This is a genomic window from Streptomyces sp. NPDC059994 (assembly GCF_042737755.1).
In the GTDB taxonomy this organism is placed as follows: Bacteria; Actinomycetota; Actinomycetes; order Streptomycetales; family Streptomycetaceae; genus Streptomyces.
Window position 1 is genome coordinate 1 of sequence record NZ_JBHWUR010000002.1, and the last position, 25,442, is coordinate 25,442.

The window sequence follows — 25,442 nt, forward strand, 5'->3', positions numbered from 1 at the left end:
CCGGCCCCCGGGGGCCCGCCCCCCCCCCCGCCCCCCCCGCTCCTGGCGGCGTTTGGGGCGCCCCCCCCCCCCCCCCCCGGGGGGGCCCTGGCCCCCCCGGGTCCCCGGGGCCCCCGGCCGCGCGCTATCCCCCGACGAACTCCTCCGCCCCGTACCGCACCTCCGCCTTGTTCCAGTCCACGCCCAGCTCGCCCACGAACTTCTTGGCGAGGGGGAGGTCGGCGAGGGGGGCGATCAGGATGAGGCGGCCGTCCTGGGCCGTGACCGAGCCGCCGCCGAGTTCGTCGCGGGCGGCGGGGTCCGCGAGGAGGGCCTCGTGCAGTTTGCGCGAGGTCACTCCGGTCGCCTCGATGTCGACCGCGTTGGTCTCGGGCGAGGTACGCGGAAGGTGGCGGAACGTCAGGACGGACTCCTGCTCGTACTGCTTGCGGATGATGTCCGCGATGTGGTGCAGCCCGGCCGCGCTGACGTGGTTGACGTCGAACTCGCGCGAGCGCTCGTACGTCGCCTGCTTGAGGTCGGACGACCAGAAGACGCCGTCAAGGAGCGTCGAGCGACCGGCCTTCGCGCCGTGGGTGCGGATGATGTCCCGGACCTCGTGGTCGAAGCGGCCCAGGCGCGTCCTGAGGCGGGGGTCGGCGGGGTCGGTGATGGTCGCCGTGTTGTTCGTGGCGAAGATTTCGGCCGTCGCGCTGGTGTGGCCCGACCCGGCCGAGGGCGGGGCCGAGGCCGCAGCCGTGCCCGCGCCGGTCACGCCGAGGGTCAGCGCGCCGACCGCCACAAAGATGCCCAACCGTCGGTTCATTCCGGTAACTCCCTGACCCGAGGCCCCCGTGGGCCGTGTGGTGCTGCGTCGAGCGACGCATCGGGATCACGGTAGGGGCCGCGAGGGGGCACTTTCCGGGATATGTACGCGTATGGCCGATAATTGTTGCTGGGAGGGGGCGGGAGACGACCGGCGGTCCCGCGCGGGACCCTTAGAAGAACACTCCGCACCTCAGCAGCACATTCGCGTACGGCCGTGCCTCCCCCGTCCGTACCACCAGCCGCGCCCCTGCCGACCGCGCCTTCAGCTCGTCGTGCGCGACCAGTTCCAGCCGGGGGAAGTGCGCGGCCAGCAGGCGCGCGGCCGACTGGTTCGCCTCGCGCACCTCCCGTGCGGCGGTCGCGCCCTCCACCACCAGCTCGGCAAGGAGTCCGTCGAGCACCTCCGCGAACGACGGCACCCCGGCCCGGAAGGCCAGGTCGACCACGCGCGGGCCGGATGGGATGGGCATGCCCGCGTCGCACACGAGGACCCCGTCGCCGTGGCCCAACTCGGCCAGCGCGCCCGACAGATGACGGTTGAGAATGCCGGTCTTCTTCACCGGGCGAAGACCTCCTCGGCGGTGGGGAAGGACTCCTGCGCCCCCTGCCGGGTGACGGCGGCCGCGCCGACCCTCGCGGCGAAGGCGGCGGCCTCCGCCAGGGTCTCGCCCCGGCTCAGCCGCCACGCCAGGGCGGCGGTGAAGGCGTCTCCGGCGCCCGTCGTGTCCACCGCGTCGACCCGTGGACTCTCCACGCGTACGAACGAGTTGGTGCTGCCGGCCGCGACCAGGGCGCCCGCCGCGCCCAGGGTGATCACCACTGAGCGCGGGCCGCGCAGGAGCAGCGCCCGCGCCCAGTCCTCGGGGGCGGGGCCCGCCGAGGTGCCCAGCAGGAAGCGGGCCTCGTGCTCGTTGACGATCAGCGGGTCGCAGGCCGCGAGCACCTCGGCGGGCAGCGGGCCGGGCGGCGAGGGGTTGAGGACGAACCGGCTGTCGAAAGCGAGGCTGCGGACCGTCTCCACCACCGTCTCCAGCGGGATCTCCAGCTGCGCGGAGACCACGCGCGAGGCCTGGAAGAGGCTGGCGGCGGCGCGTACGTCCTGGGGGGTGAGGCGGGCGTTGGCGCCGGGCGAGACCACGATGCTGTTGTCCCCCGACGGGTCCACCGTGATCAGCGCGACCCCGGTGGGCCCCCCGCCGACCAGCATGCCGACGGTGTCGACGCCGGCCGCCTGCTGGGAGTCGAGCAGCAGCCGCCCGTGCCCGTCGTCACCGACGCGGGCGAGCAGCGCGGCGCGCGCCCCGAGTCGGGCGGCGGCCACGGCCTGGTTGGCGCCCTTGCCGCCCGGGTGGACCACCAGGTCCGAGCCGAGCACCGTCTCGCCGGGACCGGGGCGCCGGTCGACGCCGATGACGAGGTCGGCGTTGGCGGACCCGACGACCAGAAGGTCGTAGTCGTACATCCCTGTCCTGCTTTCGCTGAGTGGCGGGTGGACGTCCGTCAGGAGAAGTCGGCGACGTTCTGCCGGGTGACGACCTTGACCGGAACCTTCACGGTGCTCTCGACCGCGTCGCCCTTCGCCGCCCGCACCGCGTTGCGGACGGCGATGCGGCCGAGCTCGGCGGGCTGCTGCGCGACCGATGCGTACAGCGTGCCCGCCGCGACCGCCTTCAGGCCATCGGGAGTGCCGTCGAAGCCGACCACGGCGACCGAGTTGCCCGCCCTGGCGCCCAGTGCCTTGACCGCGCCGAGCGCCATCTCGTCGTTCTCGGCGAAGACTCCGGTGACGTCGGCGTGGGACTGCAGCAGGTTGGTCATGACGTCGAGGCCCTTGGTGCGGTCGAAGTCGGCGGGCTGGCGGGCGACGACCGTGATGCCGGGGTACGCCTTGATGCCCTCGGCGAAGCCCTGGCCGCGCTCGCGGCTGGCGGAGGTGCCCGCGGTGCCCTGCAGGACGACGATCCTGCCCTTGCCGCCGAGCTTGTCGGCGAGGGTCTTGGCGGCGAGCCTGCCGCCCGCGATGTTGTCGGAGGCGACGAGGGTGGCGGTCTCGGCCTTGTTGACGCCCCGGTCGGCGGCGACCACCGGGATGTCCGCCTTGTTGGCGCCGCGCACGGACGGCCCGACGGCATCCGAGTCGACCGGGTTGACGATGATCGACTTCACTCCGGCGCCGGTGAAGTTCTGTATCTGGTTGGCCTGTTGGGAGGCGTCGTTCTGGGCGTCGGTGACGGTGAGGTCGACTCCGGCCGCCTTCGCCTCCGCCTTGGCCCCGGCCGCCATCTGGACGAAGAAGGGGTTGTTGAGGGTGGAGAGCGACATGCCCATCTTGGTGGACGAGCCGGACGAGCCGGTGTTCACGAACGACAGGGCGCCCAGGACCGCGGCCAGGGCGACGGCCGCGACCGCGAGTTTCGCCGCGCCGCGCTTGCCGCCGAAGCCCCCTCCCGCACCGGTCGTCGCCGCCCCGGGTGCGGCCCCGGCGCGGCGGCGCGCCGTGTCGAGCAGCACCGCGAGCGCGATGACGACACCGATGACGACCTGCTGCCAGAAGGCCGACACCGACAGCAGGTTGAGGCCGTTGCGCAGCACCGCGAGGATGAGCGCGCCGATGAGGGTGCCGGACGCCTTGCCGACGCCGCCGGACAGGCTGGCGCCGCCGATGACGACGGCCGCGATCGCGTCGAGCTCGTACCCCTGGGCGGCCTGCGGCTGCGCGGAGACCAGCCGGGAGGCGAGCACGATGCCCGCGACGGCGGCGAAGAGGCCGGAGAGCGCGTAGATCGCGATCTTCTGCCGCTTGACCCGCAGCCCCGACAGCCGGGCCGCCTCCTCGTTGCCGCCGATCGCGTACATGGAACGCCCGATGTACGTACGGGACAGGATCAGGGCGGTGAGCAGCCCCATCACGACCATCACGATCACCGGGACCGGCAGGTGCCCGCCGAGTGTGTCGCCCACCCGGGAGACGGACTCGGGGAAGGCGATGGGGCTGCCCTGGGAGATGACCAGGGAGAGGCCGCGGCCGACCGAGAGCATGGCCAGGGTGGCGATGAACGGCGGGAGTTTGCCGTACGAGACGAGGGCGCCGTTGACGACGCCGCAGGCCAGGCCCGTGCCGATGGCGAGGACGACCGCGAACCAGACCGGCAGGCCCTGCTTCGTCGCCGTCCAGGCGAGCACGGTCGCACTGAGCGCGGCCACGGAGCCGACGGAGAGGTCGATGCCCGCCGAGACGATGACGAAGGTGACGCCGAAGGCGAGGATCGCGGTGACGGCGGCCTGGACGCCGACGTTGAGCAGGTTCTGCGTGGTGAGGAAGTCGCCGGAGAGCAGCGACATCGCCACCGCCAGGACCACCAGGGCGCTGAGGGCGCCGTTGTCGAGCAGCAGTCGTCGGACCGTGAGGGCGCCGCTCGCGCCCGTGGTGCTCCGGAGCGTGTCAGTGGCCACGGGAGCCCTCCTCTTCGTGCGTTGCCGGGGCGGACGCGGGGGCCGCGCCGACGGCGAGTTCCATGACCGCTTCCTGGGTCGCTTGCTGGGCCGGGAGTTCCCCGGCGATCCGCCCCTGGGCCATGACCAGCACCCGGTCGCTCATGCCGAGCACCTCGGGCAGATCGCTGGAGATCATGAGGACGGCGTGCCCGGAGGCGGTCAGTTCGTTGATGAGCTGGTAGATCTCGACCTTGGCGCCGACGTCGATGCCACGGGTCGGCTCGTCGAGGATGAGCACCTTGGTCTCGGCGAGGAGCCACTTGCCGATGACGACCTTCTGCTGGTTGCCACCGGACAGGGTGCGCACCTGCTGGCCGAGCCCGGCCATCCGTACGCCCAGCTGCTCGGCGATCCGTGCGGCGGCCGCCCGCTGTCCCTTGCGGTCGACGAGCCCGGCGCGGGTGGCCGAGCGCAGCGTGACCAGGCCCAGGTTCTCCTGTACGGAGGCGTCCAGGAGGAGCCCCTGGCCCTTGCGGTCCTCGGGGACGAGGCCGATCCCGGCGCCCATGGCGGCGTTCACGTCGTGCCGGGGAAGGGGTGCGCCGAGCACCTCGACGGTTCCGCTGTCGTAGCGGTCGGCGCCGAAGACGGCGCGGGCGACCTCGGTGCGGCCCGCGCCGACCAGCCCGGCGATGCCGACGACCTCACCGGCGCGCACCTCGAAGCCGACGTCGTGGAAGACGCCGTCGCGGGTGAGCCCGCGAACCGAGAGCAACGGGGCGCCGACGTCCGGGCGTTCGCGCGGATACTGCTGGTCGATGCCGCGCCCCACCATCAGCCGGACGAGTTCGTCCTCGGGGGTGGAGGCCGGTACCTGGTCGACGCTCCTGCCGTCGCGCAGCACGGTGACGCGGTCACCGAGGGCGGCGATCTCTTCGAGGTGGTGGGTGATGAAGACGACGCCCACGCCGTCCGCCCGCAGCGAGCGGACGATCGTGAAGAGCTTGTCGACCTCCTCGGAGGTGAGGACTGCGGTCGGCTCGTCCATGATGAGGACGCGCGCGTCCAGGCTCAGCGCCTTGGCGATCTCGACCATCTGGAGCCGGGCGATGCCCAGTTCACGTGCGCGCGCGTGGGGAGGGACGTCGACGCCGACCCGCTCCAGGAGCACGGCGGCGTCCGCCTCCATCCGCTTGCGGTCGATCATCCCGAAGCGGCGCGGCTGACGGCCGAGGAAGATGTTCTCCGCGACCGTGAGGTCGGGGACGAGGTTGAACTCCTGGTAGATGGTGGCGATGCCGAGCCGTTCGGCGTCCTGGGCGCCATGGACGCGCACTTCGCGCCCGTCGACGAGGATGCGGCCACTGTCGGGGCGGTGGGCGCCGGAGAGCATCTTGATGAGGGTGCTCTTGCCCGCGCCGTTCTCGCCGAGCAGGACGTGCACCTCGCCCCGGCGCAGATCGAAGTCGACGCCGTCGAGGGCGACCACTCCGGGGAAGGCCTTGCGTATGCCTTCGACGCGCAGCAAGTCGTGCGGAACGCTCACGGGTTGCTCCTACGGGTCGGGGCGTCCTCGCCGCAGGAGCTGCGGACGACCAGGCGCGCGGGCAGGGTGACGGACTGCGGGGGCCGCCCCTCGATCCGGTCGGCCAGGGCGCGGACGGCAGCCCGGCCCAGTTCTCCGGTGGGCTGCGCGATCGCGGTGATCGGCGGATCGGTGTGGACGAACCACGGGATGTCGTCGAAGGCGGCGAGCCCGATGTCGTACGGCACGCGCAGGCCGTGCGCCCGGATCGCGTCGAGCGCGCCGAGCGCCATCAAGTTGTCGGCGGCGAAGACGACTTCGGGCGGCTCGGGGAGCGCGAGGAAGCGTTCGGTGCAGCGGCGGCCGCTGTCGGCCTGGAAGTCGCCGTGGCCGATGTAGGCCTCGGGCAGTGCGAGGTGGTGCTCGCGCAGGGCGTCCCGGAAGGCCTCGACGCGCTCGCTGCCGGTGGTGGTGGCGGCCGGGCCCGCGATGATGGCGAGCCTGCGGTGGCCCAGGCCGTACAGATGGGCGACCAGGTCGCGGATGGCGGCGCGGCCGTCGGCCCGGACGACGGGGACGTCCACGCCGGGGATCCAGCGGTCGACGAAGACCATGGGGGTGCCCGCGCGGGCCGCGTCCAGCATCAGCGGGGAGCCGCCGTCGGTGGGCGAGACGAGCAGCCCGTCGATCCTGCGGTCGAGGAGCGTGCGGACGTGGTGGTCCTGGAGCTCGGGCCGCTCGTCGGCGTTGCCGATGATGACGCTGTAGCCGAGCGCGCGGGCCTCCTCCTCGACGGAGCGGGCCAGTTCGGTGAAGTAGGGGTTGAGCACGTCGCTGATGACCAGGCCGAGGGTGCGGGTCTGGTCGGTGCGCAGGGATCTGGCCACGGCGTTGGGCCGGTAGCCGAGTGCGTCGACGGCGGCGAGGACGCGGGCGCGCGCCTCGGGGCTGACGGACGGGTGGCTGTTGAGGACACGGGAGACCGTGGCGACGGACACGCCTGCGCGGGCGGCCACGTCCTTGATGCTGGCCATGCGCCGGATCACCTCCTTGTGAGCCCGTGGAATCGATTACACGGAGGATTGGAATCGATTACAGGCGCATGGACAAGCCCCTTCCCACGCTCCGAGACCCGATCGTGATGAATCCACGCTCAGATGAGCGGCAGGGCGGGTGAGGCGACGGGCGGCCCGAGAGACGGCTTCTGCTTCGACGGCCGGGCGGCGGATTCACGCCCCTGGCTCGCCCCAACCACTGGTGCCACTGCGGCAGTTGATGAACACTCTCCCCCTGTTACGTGCCCAGGAATGCTCTTCCACTCGTCGCGCGCCGGTCGCACCGGCCGCGGAAGGAGCCGTCCATGCGTACAGGGAGATCGAGAGGGATGCGTGCGGCCGCGGTCGCCCTCCTGGCGATCGCGGGACTGCTGGTCCCGGGAGGCCCGGCCGCCGGTGCCGGGACCCAGGAGGAGGACGACGAGGGCGGCCCGGCCGCCCCCGCCGAGTACAGCTATCTGCAGAAGGCGGTACCCGGGCAGCCGCTGCCCCGGCACGCCTACGACACCGCGGCGGCTCAGGCCGCCGCCCTGCCCGCCACCGGCGGCACCTGGCAGCCCGTCGGGCCCACCAACATCGGCGGCCGGGTCGTCTCGCTCGCCCTCGACCCGCACCACGCCGACACCCTCTACGCGGCCGCCGCCAGCGGCGGGGTGTGGCGCTCGGCCGACGCGGGCCGGACCTTCACCCCCGCCTGGCCCGAGCGCGGCACCCAGGCCATGGGCGCGCTCGCCGCCGCCCCCGACGGCACCCTCTACGCCGGCACCGGCGAGCCCAACCCGGGCGGCGGCAGCGTCACGTACGAGGGGACCGGCGTCTACCGCTCCACCGACCGGGGCCGCAGCTGGCGGGCGGTCGGGCTGCGGGACTCGGGGGCGGTCGGCGCGTTCGCCGTGGATCCGCGCACACCGCGCCGGGTCCTCGCCGCGGCCACCGGCTCGCTCTACAACCCGGGCGGTGACCGGGGTGTGTACCTCTCCGAGAACGCGGGCGGCTCCTGGCGGCGGGTGCTCGACGTGCCCAACGCGTTCACCGGCGCCGTCGACGTACAGCGCGACCCGGTGAACCCCGACCGCGTGTACGCCGTGCTCTGGGACCACCGGCGCGAGCCGGACAGGCGCACCTACGGCGGCACCGGCTCCGGCGTCTACCGGTCGGACGACGGCGGCGCCCACTGGCGACTCCTCGGCGGCGGGCTGCCCGCGGCCGACTCGGGGCGCATCGGCCTCGGCATCGCCGCCTCCGAGCCCGGTCGTCTGTACGCCCTGGTCGGCGCCACCGACGGCACCTTCGGTTCGTTCCTCACCTCAGCGGACGGCGGCGACAGCTGGACGAGGCTTCCGGACAGCGCGACCCTGGCCGAGTCGCAGTCCAGCTACTCCTGGTGGTTCGGCAAGGTGTGGGTCGATCCGGCCGATGCCCGGCACATCCATGTCGCCGGGGTGGACCTGCTCACCACCAAGGACGGCGGGACCACCTGGACGGAGGAGGACGCCGTCCACGCCGACCAGCACGCCATGCTCTGGGACCCGCGCACGCCCGGCCGCGTCTACCTCGGCAACGACGGCGGCGTCTACCGCTCCGAGGCGCGCGGCGACGGCGGCTGGACCAAGGCGACGTATGAGCCGTGGACCCAGCTCTACACGGTGGCGGCGACGCCGCAGGACACCGGCCGGATCTCCGGCGGAGCCCAGGACAACGGCTCCCTCCGGTCCTGGGGCGGTGACCGGTTCAACGAGTACCTGGGCGGCGACGGGCTGCAGAACCTGATCGACCCCACCGACGTCAACCGGGTGTACGCCTGCTACCAGTACGGGAACTGCTTCCGCTCCACGGACGGCGGCGCCACGCTCACCGAGTACACCGACTCCACCACCGCCGACCGGCGCAACTGGCTCACGCCCGTCCAGTTCGACCCGGTGAACCCCCGCGTCCTCTACTACGGCGGCAACCGCCTCAACCGGTCCACCGACGGCGGCGCGACCTGGCAGCCCATCAGCCCCGACCTCACGGGCGGCCCGGGCCACGACTCCTACCCCTACGGCACGATCACCACGGTCGCGGCCGCGCGTGACGGGCACACCGTCTGGGCGGGCACGGACGACGGCCGGGTGTGGGTGACCCGCGACCTCGGCGCCCACTGGACCCGGGTCCTCGACGGCCGGCCGTGGGTGACCCGGATCGCGGTGGCCCCGGACGACCCGGCGACCGCGTACATATCGCTCTCCGGGTACCGGTCGGGCTCGTCGCAGCCGCATCTGCTGCGGACCCGGGACGCGGGCGCGAGCTGGAGCGATCTGTCCGGAAACCTTCCGCAGGCCCCGGTGAACGACGTGGTGCTCGGCGGCCGGAACACGCTCTACGCCGCCACGGACCAGGGCGTGTTCGTCAGCGGCCGGGGCGGCTGGCGGCGGCTCGGCGACGGGCTCCCGCTGGTGCCGGTGCCGGACATCACATACGACCCGGTCCACCACCGTCTGGTGGCGGCCACCTTCGGACGCGGATTCTACAGTCTCCGTACCGAATAGGTGATTTGACGGCTCATCAGGCCCCCGTCGGCACGGCCGGCGGGGGCCTTCGCGTATCCGCGCGCGGCACGGTCGAGCGTGGCCGGTCCACATCGGCCCCGCCTGGACACTGCACCGACGCGATCTCGCCATGTACCGTTCAAATACGTGTCGTCCGGCAGCCTCCCAACTGCCGTTCTACGCGCGCAGACTGGGCGCCCGCACCGCCTCTCCCCCACCCCTCATGGAGGTAGCAGGATGCTCCGACCCCGGAGTTCCCCAAGGTCACGGCAGAGACTCACGACCGCACTCGCCGCGTTCGGCATGATCGGCGCCGGCACCGCCGCGCTGGCCGTCACCGCTCCCCCGGCCGCCGCGGCCACCACCCCGCACCGCGTGCTCTTCGACAACTCGAAGGCAGAGACAGCCGGCAACGCCGACTGGATCATCGGTACGAGCCAGCCGGACCCGCTGGGCCAGAAGGCCGACCCCACGGCGGAGAAGGACTGGACCGGTGCGCTGTCGTCCTGGGGCGTCGCGCTCCAGAAGACGGGCGACTACTCGCTGAAGACACTGCCTTCCGGCAACACGATCACCTACGGCACGTCGTCGGCGCTCGACCTCCAGAACTTCGACACGTTCGTGCTGCCCGAACCGAACGTGCTGCTGTCGGCATCGGAGAAAACCGTACCCTCAGGATGAGAATCGTTCAGTAGGTCCACGGGGAACTTGCCCCGGATCGACAAGCCGGGGATCTCGGGCGGCTGATAGACCGGCGTACTGCCCCCGTGCGCCAGCAGGGCGCCCATCATGGCCTCCCAGGCACCACTGCCGAACCAGGCCCCCAGGGCCCGCTTCGCGCTTGCCTTGGAGACGCCGAACAATCCGTCGACGTCCTCCCATGTGGCCCCTGTGCGGAGCCGGTACAGGATGCTCTTCAGTGCCTGGCGGGAGTCGTAGCGACCCGCCAGCAGGTCCGGGCTGATATCCAAGAGGATGTCCTGCATCTCGCCCCACCCGGAATCGTCTGGATCATCCGGCACCGCTACGGCGTTCTCCAGATGCCAGGCGGTGAGGGTGCACTTCCGGCCGGTCCTTCGCTGGAATTGATGGTCTCTCGGTACCACCGTGATGTTGAACATCTCAAAGACGGCGGCCTGACGGCCGAGGTCGAGCGTCTGCATCTTGCCCTTGGACCGCTCGATCATGGCAATCATGTCGTCGGCCCGCGCCTGCTTGGCGCCGTACTCCATCAGCCACGCCTCACTCTCTGCGAGGGCCCCGCGCAGGGCGCTGAGCTCCATCTGGAGCTCGTCGGTGGCTTCCCTGGTGGCGTCCTCATCCAGCTTGAGCTTTGCGCAGTTGGTGATGGCCCGCCCCAGCGCCGCCTGGGCTTCTGTCACCTGCTTGCGCTGAGACTCGACACGTTCCGTGTACTTGTCGTGATCTCCCGGCAGGCTGGCAACGTACTCCTTGGCCAGCTCGCGCAAGCTCTCCGGGTCTTCGAGATGCCTGGAGAGCTTGCCCCAGACCGCCGCCTCGACAGCGTCGGCGGCAAGCATGGAGTCACCGCAGGTCGGCGTGCCCAGCTCGGTCACAGCACCTTGGCAGCGGTACATCCGCTCGTCGTTGCCGGTGCGGTACGCACCGACGTACACCCGGCCGCAACTGCCTTCAATGCGCTTGCTCAACGGGTACTGCTCACTGGCGCGGTGCTCCCGGGATTCCTCTTCCATCACCTTGGCCAGGGCCTTGGCCCTTTCCGGATCAAGGATGCGCGGTACCGGGATGGCGACGGTCGGCCCGTACAGGGGCGTGCCGTCCTCGGCCAGCTTGGTCTTGGAAGAGCCGCTCGTCTTGCGGTAGTGAACGACGCCCTCCAGCAGGTGGCTACTGGTCAGCAGCCGGTCGACAGCCAGGCCGTCCCAGGACCTACCGCTGCGCCTGAGATCTCCGCGTGCATTCAGGGAACGGGCCACCTCCTCCCGGTTCTGGCCGTCGTCAATCTTGTAGCCGACGGCCCGGTTGATTACGTGAACTTCGTCCTCCTGATGGACAACCACCGCTTCCTTGCCCTTGCCCGACAGTGCCAGACCGTATGGAGCGACTCCGGAGGGCCACCCTCCGGCCGCGAGCTTCTGCTCTCGGCCGCTCATGGTCCGCTCCAGAATGAGCGTGTGCTCCAGCTCGGCCATGAAGGCCAGCAGCGACATGATGATGCCGAACATGTCGTCGTCGCTGTCAATGCGGCCGTCGCCGGTCAGTACGCGTACGCCAAGGTCGGTGGTGTCGTACATCCAGCGGTGGATGTCCTTCATCGTCCGACCGATGCGGTCGAGCTTTCCGAAACAGATGACGTCGTACTGGCCCTCACCGCGGAGGCGGTTCATCTCATCAAGACGGGGGCGCGAAGCCCGCTTCCCGGACACCGCCCCGTCGATGTAGATGTCGTCCTCTTCGAGGACGTAGCCACCGGCGCCGAAGCCCCGGTCCAGAAGGGCCCGGCACTGCTTCTCTTGAACCTCCAGGCCGTACCCCTCGATCTGTTGCGCGGTGGAAACGCGCAGATAGAGGGCGACTCTGGGACGGCCCTTACGCCTGGCGGCGGGCAGGGTACGGTTGCGCATGTCAGTCCTCTCGTGACTGGCCCGACCCCGGTTGGCGTTGCTGCGCTGATCTGGGTCACTCATGTATGGGGCAGCTTAGGCCGGTTGGTCTTCGCTGTCCGGGCCGAACAGGATTTCCAGGAGGGTCCTGCGCTGGGACCTGCTCAGAGGCGGACCGGGTTCCCACGTGCGGGTGATGGCGGGGTCCGGGGCATCCCGGAAATGCTGATGCAGCCACTCGTTCGCCTCGTCCGGCGTCGGCCGCTCGTCCACGGCTCCTCCGTCCCGCCCCGCAAGGGCGAGGTCAAGCCGCCTCAGCCCTAGGCTAGCGGCAGCGGTGGGGCTCTGCCTCCTGGTCGTGCAGGGGGCAGTAACGATTCATCAGGCACCAGCGGCGTCATCACCACCGACTCCGGCGAGGCCGCGCGCACGGGCACGTACAAGGCATGGCTGGACGGCTACGGCTCCGCCCGCACCGACACGCTCTCCCAGTCGGTGACGGTCCCGGCGGGCTGCACCAGTGCGAAGCTCAGCTTCTCTCTGCACATCGACACGGCCGAGACGACCACGACGACGGCCTACGACACACTGAAGGCGCAGGTGGTCAACGGCAGCGGAACGGTGCTGTCCACCCTTGCCACGTACTCCAACCTCAACGCCGCCAGCGGCTACACGCTGCGGACCTTCGACCTCGGCGCGTACGCCGGGCAGACGGTCACCGTGAAGTTCACCGGCACCGAGGGCTCCCAGCTCCAGACGTCGTTCGTCATCGACGACACGGCGCTCGATGTGAGCTGACCTCCGGGTCGACCAGCACAGACCGCCGCCCACCCCGTTGCGGGTGGGCGGCGGTTCGTGTGTCCGGCGGCCGTCAGTAGCCCGACGTCGAGGGAATGTAGGCGTAGCAGGCACCGTGACCGGCGTAGCTGTCCGACGGGTCGTTCGTCAGGAGGGCGTAACCGGTGCGCGGTCCGACGACGCCGTCGACCTGGTTCGAGGTGAAGGCGTTCTGGAAGTCGATGACCGCCTGGCGCGTCTGCGGACCCCACACGCCGTCCTGCGCGATCTGCGGTGCGCCCGGACCCCAGCCCGCCTTCCAGTTGTTGATGATGTGCTGCACGCACCACACCGCAGTGGTGTTGTTGGCGTAACCGTCGCCGATGTAGGGCGCACCGTCCCTCGCCTGCGCCGTCCCGGCGAGGCCGCTCACCGCGAGGGCCGCGGTGGCTCCCACGATCGCCGCCCTGGCTCCGAACTTCTTGAACATGTCTGCCCCCGATCTCCCGGCCTGCCGGGCGGGCCGTGTACTGCCGATGTGCCGAGCGGCCCGGTGCCGCTCGGAGGCGATCATCCAGTGGGCCGCCAACAGATCCATAACAGGGACGCGCACCCCCGGCAGCCGCCGTCGTCATGGCTCTTGTCTTGTCGGCCGCCGCTCATTACCGTCCCGTAGCCACCTCGCACCGTGATTGTCATGCCCCCCACGAGATCATCCGGAGTGACGATGCCCGTTTACCGAACGCTCGGCTCCCTGGCGGCGGTTGTGACCCTGGCCGTGGCCGGGTCCTCCGCGGCCGCGACCGCGTCCGCGCCCCCTTCGGCCTCCGATTCCGCGACCGGGGCGAAGCCCGCCGGCGCCGCGGCACCGCGGGAGGTCCTGTTCGTGGGCAACAACTGGGACGGCACCGCCGACGTCGTCAGGTCCAGCGGCGATCTGGCCCGGATCGGGCGGGTGAACGTCATCCCGGACAAGGACGAGCGGATGACCGAAATCTACCTCAACCCGATCAAGCTGGCCTATTTCCTCGGTATCAGACAGGGGCCCGGCGAGGGCCACGACCAGTTCGTCGACGACATGTACTCCACGCCCGACGGCTCCGCCGTCGTCGTGTCCCGGCCCAGCTTCGCCGACGTCGTGTCGATCGACCTGGCCACCGGACACATCAACTGGCGCTTCCCCGTCTCGGGGTACCGCTCGGACCACATGGCCGTCTCCCCCGACGGCACCCGGGTCGCCGTCTCCGCCTCCACCTCGAACACCGTGCACGTACTCGACATCGCGACCGGCCGGCAGCTCGGCTCGTTCGCGACCGGTGACAAACCCCATGAAAACGTCTTCACCGACGGCGGCAAGTACCTGTGGAACATGGCGATCGGCGAGGTCAACACGGCCCTCGACGAACCGTGGCTGGACTGGACGAAGGGTGACCGGCACATCACCGTCGTGGACGCACACACCTTCAAGCCCGTCAAGACCATCGACATGCGCGACCGGCTCGACGCGTTCGGCCGCAAGGACCTCTCCGACGCCGTCCGGCCCGTGGTCTTCACACCCGACGAGTCGAAGCTCTACTTCCAGGTGTCGTTCTTCAACGGCTTCCTCGAATACGACATCGCAGGCGACCGGATCACCCGCTCCAAGACGCTCCCCAAGAACCCCGCGACCAGCGAGGACCGCACCACCTGGGTCAACGACTCGCGCCACCACGGGCTGTCGATCAGCCCCGACGGGGCCAAGCTCTGCGTCGCCGGGACGATGGACGACTACGCGACGGTCGTCGACCGTACAACGTTGCAGGAGGGCCCGCTGGTTCCCGCGTCCAAGCCGTACTGGGCGACCGTGAGCGGGGACGGCAAGTCCTGTGTCATCTCCGAGGCCGGGGCGGACCGGATCACCGCGATCGACTTCGCGACCGGGCAGAAGACGGTGTCCGTCGCGGTCGGCGACCACCCGCAGCGGGTGCGGATCGGCCATGTCGCCGCCGACTGGACCGGCCCGTCGGCCGGCCGCTCGGCGGGCTGACCCGTCCGGGCTCGGACTGTCTGCCCGTACCGGCTGACCCGTCCGGGCTCGGACTGTCTGCCCGTACCGCCGGTGAAGGACGTCGTCACGCTCGACCGGCCGATGACGCCGCGGAGCGAGAGAGGTGAGACGATCACCCCGGCGGACCTGCTGGACCACACGCGTTTGCACACATACGCGTAGGAAGCACCATACGTACGCGGAGAAAGCGCCGTCCGCCCGCTGTGATCACCAGCACAGTGCGCGGACGGCGCAACCAACCCGGCCGTGCGTGCGTCTGGACCGGTGGCACGACTGACGGAACACAGAGAACACACAGCTTGTCGCCCTGCGTCCACCTACGCGGGGGCGATTGTTAAATCTGAGTTCCAAAGGCACATAAGCCGAACAAACGCCTTTACATGCACATGTCAGGCGTAGCAGGGTTCGCTCGGGGCCACACAGTCCCCGCGGTGCTCAAGGGCACCGTGCGTACGGGCGGTTGTAGCCGGCCGCCCCCGCAACACATAAGGACCCTCCATAGTGCGTACACCCCACATACGCAGACTGGCGATCGCCCTGGCCGTCACCACGGCCGCGACCATCACGGCAGGGGGCGTGGGCACAGCCGTCGCGACCTCCGCCGCCACCGGGACTTCCTCCGTCGCCTCCGTCAAGTCCGCCAAGTCGGTCGTGGACGCGGCGCGCGCCGCCGCGTTCGCGCACGCCTCCGCCACCGGTGTCTCCAAGGACGACACCCTGACGGCCACCGACACGCTGATCGACCCGGACGGCAAGCAGCACGTCCGGTTCGTCCGCGCCCACAAGGGCCTGCCGGTCCTCGGCGGCGACCTGGTCGTCCACCTCGATGCCAAGTCCGCGTACCTGGACGTGACCCGGGCCACCCGCAAGCAGGTCGCCGTTCCCGCCAAGACCCCGAAGCTGACGGCCGAGCAGGCCAAGGCGAAGGCGGCCTCGGTGGCGAAGGGCGACGCCGGCTCGGCCGAGCTGGTCGTCGACGCGCGCGCCGGCCGCACGGCGCTCGCGTACCAGATCAAGGTCACCGGCAGCAAGACCACCGAGGCGGGCGGCGCCCGCACGGTCGTCGTCGACGCCGCCACCGGTGCCGTGCTCAGCAACGCCCCGGTCAACGACCAGTTCGTCTCGCCGCAGCTCAAGGCGAAGCTGCGCCAGCGCGGCGAGAAGATCACGCCCCAGACCGGTGCGACCGCGCCCTCCGGTGCGGCCGCCACGACCTCCCCGGCCCGGCCGTTCAACCCGCCGAAGACCGCGGGCATCCCCGCGCTCGGCTCCGGCAACTCGCTGTACGTCGGCAAGGTCCCGCTGAACACGCTGAAGACCGGCACAAGCTCCTACCTGCTCAAGGACGCCTCGCGCGGCAACACCGAGACGCGCGACGCGGGCGGCCGCGAGCTGGTGCAGTTCTCCCAGGGCAAGCCGTTCACCAGCACCAGCAACACCTGGGGCAACAGCGCCCTGAATAGCCGTCAGACGGCGGCCGTGGACGCCCAGTTCGGCGTTGCCAGCACCCTCGACTTCTACAAGAAGGCGCTGGGCCGCAACGGCATCAAGAACGACGGCGCCGGCGCCCGCGCGATGGTGCACTTCGGCACCAACGTCGGCAACGCCTTCTGGTACTCGGACTGCGGCTGCATGCTCTACGGCGACGGTGACGGCCAGACCTTCACCAAGCCGCTGGTCGTGCTCGACGTCACGGGCCACGAGCTCAGCCACGGCGTCGTCGACGCCACGGCCAACCTGCAGCCGACCCGGGTCGACGAGAACGACAACCAGTTCGGTGAGGCGGGCTCGCTCAACGAGTCGCTGGCGGACATCTTCGGCAGCGCGGTCGAGTTCCAGACCAACAACCCGAACAACGAGCCGAACTACCTGATGGGCGAGAAGCTGGGCCTGGCCCAGACCTTCCTGCGCCGTCTGGACAAGCCGTCGCTCGACACGCTTGAGGGCACGGTCGACTACTGGTCGGCGGCGTCGTACGACACCGAGGTGCACGCCGGTTCCGGTGTCTCCTCGCACGCGTACTACCTGCTCGCCGAGGGCAGCGGCAAGAAGACGATCGGCACGGTCGACTACGACTCGCCGACGTACGACGGCTCGACCGTGACCGGCATCGGCCGGGACAAGGCGACGCAGATCTTCTACCGCGCCCTGTCCCGCTACATGGTCTCCACGACCGACTTCCACGACGCCCGCACGGCGACGCTGAAGGCGGCGACCGACCTGTACGGCGCGAACAGCGCCGAGTACAAGACGGTCGACAAGGCCTGGGCCGCCGTCAACGTCACCGCGGCGAACACGCCGAAGCACTGACGTCCGACGCAGTTCCGAGGAGGCGCCCCCGCGAGACTCGCGGGGGCGCCTTCGCCGTTCAATGACCGGATTCCATCGTCCCAGCGGCGAAGCCGAGCCATTTTCTTGACGGGATCCTGCCAACCCGTGCGCCGCTCCCCCATGCTGCGACCCGGCGCCCACCCGGCGCCCCGAGCGAGGCGCCACCGCGCCCGCGTCGCCGACCGAGGGGCAGGCAGCAGATGGACCGACAGAGCAACCGCAGCACCAGACCCACGCACACCACCGGACGCGGCCGGGCCGCGTTCGCGGCGGCCGTACTCGCCGTTTCGGCCACCGTCGCGGGCCTGACCGGCGCCCCGCCGGCCGCGGCCGACTCCCCCGCATCGGGCAGCGGCACCGGGATCTTCGACGGCAAGGTGCCGCTGACGACCACGAGGACGGCCACGTCGTACCTGCTCCAGGACCCGACCCGGGGCAACACCAACACCGTCGACGGGCAGACCCACGCCATCCTCTCCGACGCCGACAACACATGGGGCAACGGGCTGCCGACCAACCGCCAGTCGGCGGGGGTGGACGCCCAGTTCGCGGCGGCGTCGGTGTGGGACTACTACAAGTCCTCGTTCAACCGCCTGGGCGTACGCAATGACGGCAAGGGCGTCCGCAGCGTCGTGCACTACGGCTCCAACTACCCCAACGTCTTCTGGAGCGACGCGTGCGGGTGCATCAACTACGGTGACGGGGCGGGCAACGCGCATCCCCTCACGACTCTCGACATCGGCGCCCACGAGATCACGCACGGGGTCACCTCGGCCACCGCCGGGCTCGGCTACAGCGGCGAGGCGGGCTCGCTCAACGAGGCCACCTCGGACATCTTCGCCACGATGGTCGAGTTCTACGCCAACATCCCCGCCGATGTGCCGGACTACTTCATCGGCGAGAAGCCCGACTTCAACGGCGACGGCACACCCTTGCGCTACATGGACCGCCCCTCCCGCGACGGCGTCTCGCCGGACTACTGGTCACCGTCGCTGCCCAACCTGGACCCGCACTACGGCTCCGGCGTGGCCAACCACTTCTACTTCCTGCTCGCGGAGGGCAGCGGCCCCCGGGTGATCAACGGGATCTCGTACGACAGCCCCACCGTCAACGGCGCCAAGCTCCTCGGCCTCGGCCGCACGAAGGCGGCGGCGATCTGGTACCGCGCCCTGACCCAGTACCTGACCTCCAACGCGAACTACCGTGCCGCCCGCACCTCGACGCTCGCCGCCGCCCGCGATCTGTACGGGGCGGGCAGCACCGAGTACGCGGCGGTGGCGGCGGCATGGAGCGCCGTCAACGTGAACTGACCTGAACCCTGCCCGTGCCGAGGCCGCCCCGCGGGGCGGCCTCCGGCGCCACCGACGAGCGGCTCATCCCCCGGCGGTCGCCTCCCGCACCGACAGCGGTGTGGCGATGTCCTCCAGCGCCTTGCCCTCGGCGTCGACCGCGAAGAACGCCGCCACCGTGCCCGCCACCGTCATCAGGGCGGCGCCGATACAGAACGCCAGGACCGCGTCGTCGACCACTCCGCTCGACGTCAGATCCGAGAACACCAGCGGCCCCGAGATGCCGCCGGCGGCCGTGCCGATCGCGTAGAAGAAGGCGATCGCCATCGCCCTCGTCTCCATCGGGAAGATCTCACTCACCGTCAGATAGGCCGAACTGGCGCCCGCCGAGGCGAAGAACAGAACCACGCACCAGCACGCGGTCATCGTGGTCGCGTTCAGCCACCCCTGGCTGAAGAACCAGGCCGTGACGAAGAGCAGGGCACCGGAGAGCAGATACGTCCCGGCGATCATCACCTTGCGCCCGACGGTGTCGAAGAACCGGCCGAGCAGCAGCGGCCCGAGGAAGTTGCCGAAGGCGATGACGGCGAAGAAGTAGCCCGTCACACCGCTGGATACGTCGAAGAACTTCACCAGGATCGAACTGAAGCCGAACGTGATGGCGTTGTAGAGGAAGGCCTGCCCGATGAAGAGCGCGAAGCCGAGCACCACGCGCTTCGGATAGGAGCGGAAGAGGGTCCTGGCGATCTCGACGAACCCCACGCTCTCGCGCTGTTCGATGGTGATGGCCCGCCCCGGCGCCGGCAGCGGCTCGCCCGTGTCCTCCTCGACCTGCCGTTCCACGTCGTCGACGAGCTCTTCCGCGCCCTGCTCGTGGCCGTGGATGAACATCCAGCGCGGGCTCTCCGGCACATGGCGCCGCACGACCAGGATGACCAGGCCGAGCACCACGCCGAGCCCGAAGGTGAGCCGCCAGCCGAGGTCCTTGGGGAAGATGTCCGTGTTGAGGGCGAGTACGGAGAGCAGCGCGCCGCCCATCGCGCCGAGCCAGTAGCTGCCGTTGATGATCAGGTCCACCCGGCCGCGGTACTTGCTGGGGATGAGCTCGTCGATCGCGGAGTTGATGGCCGCGTACTCGCCGCCGATGCCGAATCCCGTGAAGAAGCGGAACAGGAAGAACCACCAGGCGGAGAAGGACAGCGCGGTCATGGCGGTGGCCGCCAGATAGACGGCGAGGGTGATCAGGAAGAGCTTCCTGCGGCCGTACCGGTCGGTGAGCCAGCCGAAGAACAGCGCGCCGGAGCAGGCCCCGGCCACGTACAGCGCCGCACCCAGACCGGTGACCTGCGCGTCGGTGACGGCCAGGCCGCTGCCGTCCTCGGAGAGGCGGCTGGCGATGTTGCCGACGACGGTGACTTCGAGGCCGTCGAGGATCCAGACGGTGCCGAGCCCGATGACGATCATCCAGTGCCAGCGCGACCAGGGCAGCCGGTCCAGCCGTGCGGGGACTTCCGTGGTGATGGTCCGGCCCTGCGCCTTACTCTCGGCCGTCACACCGTCCATGCGTGCCTCCTGGCTGCCGCGGGGCCCGTGAGCGCCCGGGATGCCGGACACGTCCGCGACGGGTACCCGAAGATCATCGCGACTAACCACTCAACATCCGCGCGTGCCCGTTCGTGTGGAGCGCTCCTCCGGCCCCTGGTCCGCGGTGGGCGCGCCGACGCGTAACAGGCCATTGCCGTATGACAGCGCCCATGGCACGCACGCCCCGGTGCCACGGCGGACGGTGGAGCGCGCGCGGTGTTGTCCGGCGCATATGCGCGCGCGGGCGTACGGAACGGCCGGGCCGGGTGGCCCGGTGCGGCGGACGGTTCGCGCCGCCAAGGGCGTGGACCGGACCTGGGCGAGGCAGACGCCCAGGGCGGCGTTCTCCTACCCTCCGGCGTCATGCGCATCTCCCATCTGAGACGTATGGGTCTCACCGCGATCCTCGCCCTCGCCCTGCTGGGCCTGAGCCAGTCGGCCGGCGCCGGCACTCCGGACCTCACGATCACCAGCACCCAGCCGACGGTCACCCCCGGCCAGACGGTGAACCTGTCGATGACGTTCACCAACAACCGGACGACGGACGTCTGGTTCGTCTACCAGTCGCTCCAGCCGACCTGGCAGACCACTCAGCGCCCCGACCTCAAGTACTCGATCGCCTCGTGCACCGCCTCCGGCGTCACCTGCACCGGCGCCGGTACCACCAGCATCGGCGTGCAGTACGCGGTGCCGGTCGCGCCGGGCACGAGCCGCACCGTGACCCTGGACGTGCAGATCGCCGCCGACTCCGGCTGCAACGGCAGCATCGGCTTCTACACGTACCTGTACTACGAGTACAACGACAGCCAGAGCCACAAGGACGGCACGTTCTTCAGCCCCACCACCCGCGTGAACTGCGCCACCGCCGCGCCCGCGGACACGCACGCCTGACCCTGAGCACGCCGGGCTTCCAGCGGCCGGCCCGGCCCCCGGGCCGGCCGGCCCATGTGTGTGGCGGCTCGGCGCTACCCCAGCGGCCGGGCGTAGGTGACGTATTCGCGGTGGGTGGTGAAGCCCAGTCGTTCGTAAAGGCCCAGGGCGCCGGACGGGTTGGCGGTGTCGACGGTGAGCGAGGCGCTGTCGTAGCCGCGGGTCAGGGCCGCGTCGAGGGTGGCGGCCATCAGGGCGGGGGCGGCGCCGCGGCCCCGGTGCGAGCGGCGGGTGGCGAGATACCCGATGTGGCAGTCGCGGGTGCCCTCGGCGGCGGTGTCGGCGTCGTACTCCTCGGCGATCAGATACGCCACCACCTCCTCCCCGTCGAGCAGCAGCCGCGACAGGGCGGGGCGGAACGAGCGGGCGCCCACGACCCAGGTCCGCCAGTCGGTCCCGTCCATCTCGGTGAAGTCCCAGTGGTCCCGGAAGGCGTCGTTGTGGGCCAGCCGGGTGGCCTCGCCGTATCCCGGCTCGAACGCCACGAGCCGCAGTCCCTCCGGTACGCCTCCGGTCATCGGGCGGCCCGTGTTGAGCGGGTGGGTCATCTCGAACCACCAGCGGCAGGCGGTGAAGGAGGCGCTCGCGGCGAGCGACAGCAGGTTGGCGTCGCCGGACTTCCCGCTGATCAGGAGCTCGCCGGGCAGGTGCGCGAAGCCCTCGGCGTACAGCGTGCGGGCCCGGGAGTCCATCCAGGCGACCAGATGGCGGCCGAGCCCCTGGCGCCGCCACTCGGGCCGGACCGCCGCGCCGCCGCGGAAGCGGGCCGCGTCCACGGCGCCGTCCGGGGCGTGCACCACGGCGTACGCGACCATCCGCGCGCCGTCCCACAGCGTCAGGGTGTCCCGCTCCAGGTCCAGCTTGGGGTTCTCCAGCTCTTCGGCGAGGTCGTCCGCGTCGACGTGGTGGCCGGTGCGGTCGACCCGCTCCGCGTCGCCGCGCAGGCCCAGCCAGGCGGGCACGTCGGCCTTGTCCATCGGGCGCGTCAGAAACCCCCCGGGTGCGATGTGCGACGTGGTGTTCACCGCTCCATAGTCGGGCGCGCACGACGGCCCCGCCCGCCGAGCCCGGTGCGCCCGGCGGGCCCGCTGGCCCGTCCGGGTGGAGTACGCGCGGACTCGGCGCCCCGTCACCGTATGAAATGACAGCGCCTGTCAACGTAGGGCCCCGTGTCCCCGACGCGATCCGCATCCTCTCCGCGCGCTCCCCGCCGGGCCCTGCTGCGCGCCGCCGTGGCCGGCGGGCTCGCCGCGATGGCGGCGCCGAGGGCCCACGCGGCCGGGCGGACCCCGTCCACCGCTTCCGCGCCCCGGGCGCCCGGGGCTCCGCAGACCCTGATCCTCGCCTGCGACCAGGCGTCCCAGTCGATGCTCCTGCTCGATGCGACCAGCGCCTACTGGCGTTCCGGGAACCCCGACCGGACGGCGCGGGCCGCCGATCTGCTGCCGCTGTGGTCCTGGACGCCGGTGGACGACCCCGGCCTCGCGGATCTCGATCCGGGCAGCGGCTGGCGGAACGTCAGCGAGGCCAAGGCCCGGTCCACCGCCGCCGGCCCGCTCCTGCTGACCTGTGCCTCCGGCGGGTTCGTGGCGGCGGTCCACCGCGAGGGCGGGGCGGTGTACTGGGCGGCGTCGCTGCCCGGGTGGACCAACCCGCACACCGTCGAGCTGCTGCCGGACGGCAACATCGCGGTGGCGGCGAGCACCGGCGGCTTCGTCCGCGTCTACACCGCCTCGCAGGGCGCGCGCTCCGGGGTGTACGCCTCGTTCGAGCTGCCCGGCGCGCACGGGCTGCTCTGGGACGCGGGCAGCGGGCTGCTGTGGGCGCTCGGCGACGGGCTGCTCGTGGGCCTCGCCGTGGAGGGCGGCGCCGCGAGCCCGCGGCTGACGGCGGCGCGCACCTTCACGCTGCCCGAGTCCGGCGGCCACGACCTGGCGCGGGCGCTCGGTGCGGACGCCCCGATGTGGCTGTCGACGAGCGGCCATGTGCGCCAGTTCGCCGTCCGCGCCGGCGCGTTCGTCCCGTACGCGAACCAGAGCGCCGTCGACCGGCCCACGGTCAAGAGTGTCAGCCAGAACCCGGTCACCGGGCAGGTCCTGACGGTCAGCCCCGAGCCGGGCGCTCCCTGCTCCTGGTGTACCTCGCGCATCCGCTTCCACGGGCCGGGCGGCGAGGAGGAGCTCAAGGGGTCGAGCCTGTACAAGGCGCGCTGGTGGACGGCCGACACACCGTGACGTCCGGCTCCCCCCCCGGGGGGAAGGCGGCCGGACGCCGGACGGCCGTCGGCGGTCGGCGGTCGGCGGTCGGCGGTCGGCGGTCGGCGGTCGGCGGTCGGCGGTCAGGGCGCGATCACTGCCGTACGGTCCAGTGGTCGTTGGCGCCCGCCTGGAGGAACTGTCAATAGCCGCAGGAGCCACACACGTTCACGCGGGAGGCTTTCGAGCCGCGCCCGCTCCGGGAAGCGCCGGGGCGGGCGGCGGGCTCAGGAATCCGTTCCCCCCATCGGGTCTACTGGGCGCCGTGGTCCAGACACGGACACTCCCGGCCGCACCAGCGGCAGGCCGGGGCCGGTGACGGGGCCGGTGCGAACAGCAGGTCCAGCACCGCGTCCACGTCGTAGCCGTCCAGCTCACTCCCTTCCGGAACGAGTTGGTACGTACGGGAAAGGAACTCCGCGACGTCCTCCAGACCGGCGAGCAGGTCGGCGCTGCCTTCGTCCGAATCCAGCCTGATCCGTAACCCCCCGTCGCCGCAGTACCAGACCCGTACATCACCCATGCCGACCGGGCGGCGCGACGTCAGCCCCTCGGCCACCAGGTCCCGGCCCATCGTCCAGGTGGTGTGGGTGCCGTTGCCGCACACGAAGTCCACGGACACCGCGAGCGGGTCGTCGGAGTCATAGGTCATCACGGCTTCCACCGGCGTCATGGCATCACCCCCCTCGTGCAGCAGCTCCACATACAGCGGTACGCAGATCTCTTCCATGTCTCCCCCCTCGGGACGGGCACCAGCGTCGTCTCTATGTCCTCTATGACGAAATGGACAGTGGTGTTAGTGACGGATTCCACCACCTCACATACGCACCGCGCGCCCGAACGGACTCAACTGCCCCCATCGGCCCCCGAAAACGTGTAAGCGCGCCCCCGGTCAAGGGGGCGCGCCGGACACACGGACGCGTCGGGACGAATCAGCACGCCCCCTCGTCCTGCCACACGCCCCACTGGCCGGTGGTCCCGGGCTCCTCGTTCCGGGTCCACCACTTGGCCTTCCACTTGTGGCCGCTGTGGGAGACCTCGTTGCCCGACGTGTAGACGGCGGTGCTGCTCCAGGCCGTCACCGAGCAGCCGCCGGGAGGAGATGTGGGCGGCGTGGTGGGCGGGTCGGTGGGCGGCGTGGCGCCGGCGAACCGCACCGCGTACTTGGCGAAGTCCCAGTCGGCCTGGGCCACGCTGCTGCACGTGCCGGAGGTGGTGCCGTTGTTGTCGGGCGGCGAGCACTGCCGGTCCCGGTTGAGCGACCAGAAGGTGAAGCGGTCCATGCCGTGGCCGGTGGCGTAGTCGAGGACGGTCTGGAAGTCGGCCTGGCGGAAGTACTCGCCGGTGTCGCTGCGGCCGTTCATCCCGGAGAAGCCCTCATGGGCGTAGGCGGTCGCCGCGCTCCAGCCGAAGGTGGACCGGAGGATGGAGTTGAAGTTGGTCAGGGCGCTCGTCTGGGCGGCCGCGCCGTTGAACCCTCCGTCGAACGGCATGATCGAGAAGTTGTTGGGCACAAAGCCCTGCGCCTTGGCCTCGTTGAGCATCTGCTTGCCGAACCAGCCGGTGCCGTCGGCCGTTCCGGCTGTGGTCACCGAGATGTAGAGGCCGGGGTTGTTCTGCTGGAGGATCTTGGCGGCGCCGATCTCATGGGCGATGGCCGTGCTGTTCTCGTACTCGGGCTCCTCCAGGTCGAAGTCGATCGCCTTCAGCTGGTACTTGGTGATGACCTGCTGGTACGCGGCCGCGGTGCTGGACGCGTCGGAGCAGGTCTGGCCGAGCTTGGTGCCGCCGTAGCCGCCGATGGATACGGAGACGTCGCCGCCCTTGGCCCTGATGGCGCCGATGACGGAGGCGACCGCCGTGTCGGAGGAGACGGGCGCCGTGCCGCCCCAAGTGGGGCTGCACCCGCCGCCGTTGGGGGCGAGGACGAACGCGAGCTGGAACGCCTTGAGCCCGGTGGCGTCCATGAGGGCGCCCGCGTCGGGCGGGTTGTTGTCGAGGGGCATCAGATACGGCGCTGCCGCGTACCACCGGTTGCCCAGCGCGGCCGCAGCGGCGGGCGCCCCGGACGCCTGACCGGCGACGAAGGCCGAGAGGCCCGCCGTGGCGAGCGCGGCGGTGGCGGCACCGCAGAGGAGAGCGCGAAGACGCTTCATGTCCAGGTCTCCTGGGTGGGGGAGTTCCCCCGAGGGCCCGCCGGGACCCCTGAGGGGGGATGGGTTCCCAGCAGAATCGAGCCGCGGCCGGGGCACGTCAACGACTTGGACTAGACCATGGGGAATCTTTGAACCTGC

General features: G+C 71.0%; 19 protein-coding genes and 1 pseudogene. 8 read left to right on the forward strand and 12 right to left on the reverse strand.

All coding sequences use genetic code 11. The features are described from left to right. Positions 1-124: 124 nt before the first annotated feature. The 6 genes from ACFWA7_RS01550 to ACFWA7_RS01575 form a co-directional block, all read right to left on the reverse strand. Positions 125-805 (reverse strand): hypothetical protein, encoded by a 681-nt coding sequence (locus ACFWA7_RS01550; RefSeq protein WP_385820196.1) that lies wholly within the window; start codon positions 803-805, stop codon positions 125-127. 172 nt (positions 806-977) lie between these two features. After that, positions 978-1,367, reverse strand: a complete 390-nt coding sequence (gene rbsD / locus ACFWA7_RS01555; RefSeq protein WP_385537889.1) for a D-ribose pyranase — start codon at positions 1,365-1,367, stop codon at positions 978-980. Further along, a complete protein-coding gene (locus ACFWA7_RS01560) occupies positions 1,364-2,269 on the reverse strand; it encodes a ribokinase (protein ID WP_385537887.1) in 906 nt (301 codons plus the stop codon). The genes rbsD and ACFWA7_RS01560 overlap by 4 nt, the downstream gene beginning before the upstream one ends. 38 nt (positions 2,270-2,307) lie before the next feature. Next, the gene (locus tag ACFWA7_RS01565) at positions 2,308-4,260 is read right to left on the reverse strand and encodes a substrate-binding domain-containing protein (RefSeq protein ID WP_385820198.1); all 1,953 of its coding nucleotides are present in this window, start codon (positions 4,258-4,260) and stop codon (positions 2,308-2,310) included. Continuing rightward, on the reverse strand, positions 4,250-5,788 hold the full coding sequence (locus tag ACFWA7_RS01570) for a sugar ABC transporter ATP-binding protein (RefSeq protein ID WP_385820200.1): 1,539 nt from the start codon (positions 5,786-5,788) through the stop codon (positions 4,250-4,252). The genes ACFWA7_RS01565 and ACFWA7_RS01570 overlap by 11 nt, the downstream gene beginning before the upstream one ends. After that, complete coding sequence (locus ACFWA7_RS01575; RefSeq protein ID WP_385537880.1) at positions 5,785-6,801, reverse strand: LacI family DNA-binding transcriptional regulator; 1,017 nt, start codon at positions 6,799-6,801, stop codon at positions 5,785-5,787. The genes ACFWA7_RS01570 and ACFWA7_RS01575 overlap by 4 nt, the downstream gene beginning before the upstream one ends. Positions 6,802-7,151: 350 nt before the next feature. Here ACFWA7_RS01575 and ACFWA7_RS01580 point away from each other — a divergent pair, with 350 nt between their 5' ends. Further along, entirely contained in the window at positions 7,152-9,350 is a 2,199-nt protein-coding gene (locus ACFWA7_RS01580) for a WD40/YVTN/BNR-like repeat-containing protein (protein ID WP_385820202.1), read from the forward strand. A 237-nt stretch (positions 9,351-9,587) separates the two neighbouring features. Beyond that, positions 9,588-10,031: a hypothetical protein gene (locus ACFWA7_RS01585; protein ID WP_385820204.1), complete on the forward strand. Its 444-nt coding sequence runs from the start codon at positions 9,588-9,590 to the stop codon at positions 10,029-10,031. Here ACFWA7_RS01585 and ACFWA7_RS01590 read toward each other — a convergent pair. After that, positions 9,926-11,956 (reverse strand): recombinase family protein, encoded by a 2,031-nt coding sequence (locus tag ACFWA7_RS01590; RefSeq protein WP_385820206.1) that lies wholly within the window; start codon positions 11,954-11,956, stop codon positions 9,926-9,928. The genes ACFWA7_RS01585 and ACFWA7_RS01590 overlap by 106 nt on opposite strands. A gap of 360 nt (positions 11,957-12,316) precedes the next feature. Between ACFWA7_RS01590 and ACFWA7_RS01595 the strand changes: the two are divergent. After that, a pseudogene (locus ACFWA7_RS01595) lies at positions 12,317-12,733 on the forward strand (hydrolase); the annotation flags it as partial. 73 nt (positions 12,734-12,806) lie between these two features. Here ACFWA7_RS01595 and ACFWA7_RS01600 read toward each other — a convergent pair. Beyond that, entirely contained in the window at positions 12,807-13,310 is a 504-nt protein-coding gene (locus ACFWA7_RS01600; RefSeq protein ID WP_385820208.1) for a peptidoglycan-binding protein, read from the reverse strand. A gap of 129 nt (positions 13,311-13,439) precedes the next feature. Here ACFWA7_RS01600 and ACFWA7_RS01605 point away from each other — a divergent pair, with 129 nt between their 5' ends. The 3 genes from ACFWA7_RS01605 to ACFWA7_RS01615 all read left to right on the forward strand — a co-directional run bounded on the left by ACFWA7_RS01605 (position 13,440) and on the right by ACFWA7_RS01615 (position 18,400). Further along, positions 13,440-14,738 (forward strand): YncE family protein, encoded by a 1,299-nt coding sequence (locus ACFWA7_RS01605; protein ID WP_385820210.1) that lies wholly within the window; start codon positions 13,440-13,442, stop codon positions 14,736-14,738. A gap of 522 nt (positions 14,739-15,260) precedes the next feature. Then, positions 15,261-17,069, forward strand: a complete 1,809-nt coding sequence (locus tag ACFWA7_RS01610; RefSeq protein ID WP_385537868.1) for a M4 family metallopeptidase — start codon at positions 15,261-15,263, stop codon at positions 17,067-17,069. 221 nt (positions 17,070-17,290) lie between these two features. Continuing rightward, positions 17,291-18,400, forward strand: a complete 1,110-nt coding sequence (locus tag ACFWA7_RS01615; RefSeq protein ID WP_385820212.1) for a M4 family metallopeptidase — start codon at positions 17,291-17,293, stop codon at positions 18,398-18,400. Positions 18,401-18,463: 63 nt separating this feature from the next. Here ACFWA7_RS01615 and ACFWA7_RS01620 read toward each other — a convergent pair whose 3' ends face one another. Continuing rightward, positions 18,464-19,942 (reverse strand): MFS transporter, encoded by a 1,479-nt coding sequence (locus ACFWA7_RS01620; RefSeq protein WP_385820214.1) that lies wholly within the window; start codon positions 19,940-19,942, stop codon positions 18,464-18,466. Between the two features lie 384 nt (positions 19,943-20,326). Between ACFWA7_RS01620 and ACFWA7_RS01625 the strand changes: the two genes are divergently transcribed. Then, on the forward strand, positions 20,327-20,854 hold the full coding sequence (locus ACFWA7_RS01625; protein WP_385820216.1) for a hypothetical protein: 528 nt from the start codon (positions 20,327-20,329) through the stop codon (positions 20,852-20,854). A 74-nt stretch (positions 20,855-20,928) separates the two neighbouring features. On the opposite strand, the gene ACFWA7_RS01630 is transcribed toward ACFWA7_RS01625, so the two are convergent. Then, positions 20,929-21,918 carry a GNAT family N-acetyltransferase gene (locus ACFWA7_RS01630; RefSeq protein ID WP_385537857.1) on the reverse strand — a complete coding sequence of 330 codons (990 nt, stop codon included), beginning with the start codon at positions 21,916-21,918 and terminating at the stop codon, positions 20,929-20,931. A 144-nt stretch (positions 21,919-22,062) separates the two neighbouring features. Between ACFWA7_RS01630 and ACFWA7_RS01635 the strand changes: the two genes are divergently transcribed. Continuing rightward, positions 22,063-23,127 (forward strand): DUF6528 family protein, encoded by a 1,065-nt coding sequence (locus ACFWA7_RS01635; RefSeq protein WP_385820218.1) that lies wholly within the window; start codon positions 22,063-22,065, stop codon positions 23,125-23,127. A gap of 274 nt (positions 23,128-23,401) precedes the next feature. Here the strand turns inward: ACFWA7_RS01635 and ACFWA7_RS01640 are convergent, their stop codons facing one another. Continuing rightward, entirely contained in the window at positions 23,402-23,878 is a 477-nt protein-coding gene (locus ACFWA7_RS01640) for an SsgA family sporulation/cell division regulator (RefSeq protein ID WP_385537848.1), read from the reverse strand. Positions 23,879-24,080: 202 nt separating this feature from the next. Then, positions 24,081-25,304, reverse strand: a complete 1,224-nt coding sequence (locus tag ACFWA7_RS01645) for a chitinase (protein ID WP_385820220.1) — start codon at positions 25,302-25,304, stop codon at positions 24,081-24,083. Positions 25,305-25,442 lie beyond the last annotated feature (138 nt).

Excerpts from the sequence above, each read along its gene's own strand:
- ACFWA7_RS01550 (WP_385820196.1), bottom strand. The coding sequence starts at position 805 with ATGAACCGACGGTTGGGCATCTTTGTGGCGGTCGGCGCGCTGACCCTC.
- ACFWA7_RS01560 (WP_385537887.1), bottom strand. The coding sequence starts at position 2,269 with ATGTACGACTACGACCTTCTGGTCGTCGGGTCCGCCAACGCCGACCTC.
- ACFWA7_RS01575 (WP_385537880.1), bottom strand. The coding sequence starts at position 6,801 with ATGGCCAGCATCAAGGACGTGGCCGCCCGCGCAGGCGTGTCCGTCGCC.
- ACFWA7_RS01580 (WP_385820202.1), top strand. The coding sequence starts at position 7,152 with ATGCGTGCGGCCGCGGTCGCCCTCCTGGCGATCGCGGGACTGCTGGTC.
- ACFWA7_RS01585 (WP_385820204.1), top strand. The coding sequence starts at position 9,588 with ATGCTCCGACCCCGGAGTTCCCCAAGGTCACGGCAGAGACTCACGACC.
- ACFWA7_RS01590 (WP_385820206.1), bottom strand. The coding sequence starts at position 11,956 with ATGCGCAACCGTACCCTGCCCGCCGCCAGGCGTAAGGGCCGTCCCAGA.
- ACFWA7_RS01600 (WP_385820208.1), bottom strand. The coding sequence starts at position 13,310 with ATGGATCTGTTGGCGGCCCACTGGATGATCGCCTCCGAGCGGCACCGG.
- ACFWA7_RS01605 (WP_385820210.1), top strand. The coding sequence starts at position 13,440 with ATGCCCGTTTACCGAACGCTCGGCTCCCTGGCGGCGGTTGTGACCCTG.
- ACFWA7_RS01615 (WP_385820212.1), top strand. The coding sequence starts at position 17,291 with ATGGACCGACAGAGCAACCGCAGCACCAGACCCACGCACACCACCGGA.
- ACFWA7_RS01620 (WP_385820214.1), bottom strand. The coding sequence starts at position 19,942 with ATGGACGGTGTGACGGCCGAGAGTAAGGCGCAGGGCCGGACCATCACC.
- ACFWA7_RS01625 (WP_385820216.1), top strand. The coding sequence starts at position 20,327 with ATGCGCATCTCCCATCTGAGACGTATGGGTCTCACCGCGATCCTCGCC.
- ACFWA7_RS01640 (WP_385537848.1), bottom strand. The coding sequence starts at position 23,878 with ATGGAAGAGATCTGCGTACCGCTGTATGTGGAGCTGCTGCACGAGGGG.
- ACFWA7_RS01645 (WP_385820220.1), bottom strand. The coding sequence starts at position 25,304 with ATGAAGCGTCTTCGCGCTCTCCTCTGCGGTGCCGCCACCGCCGCGCTC.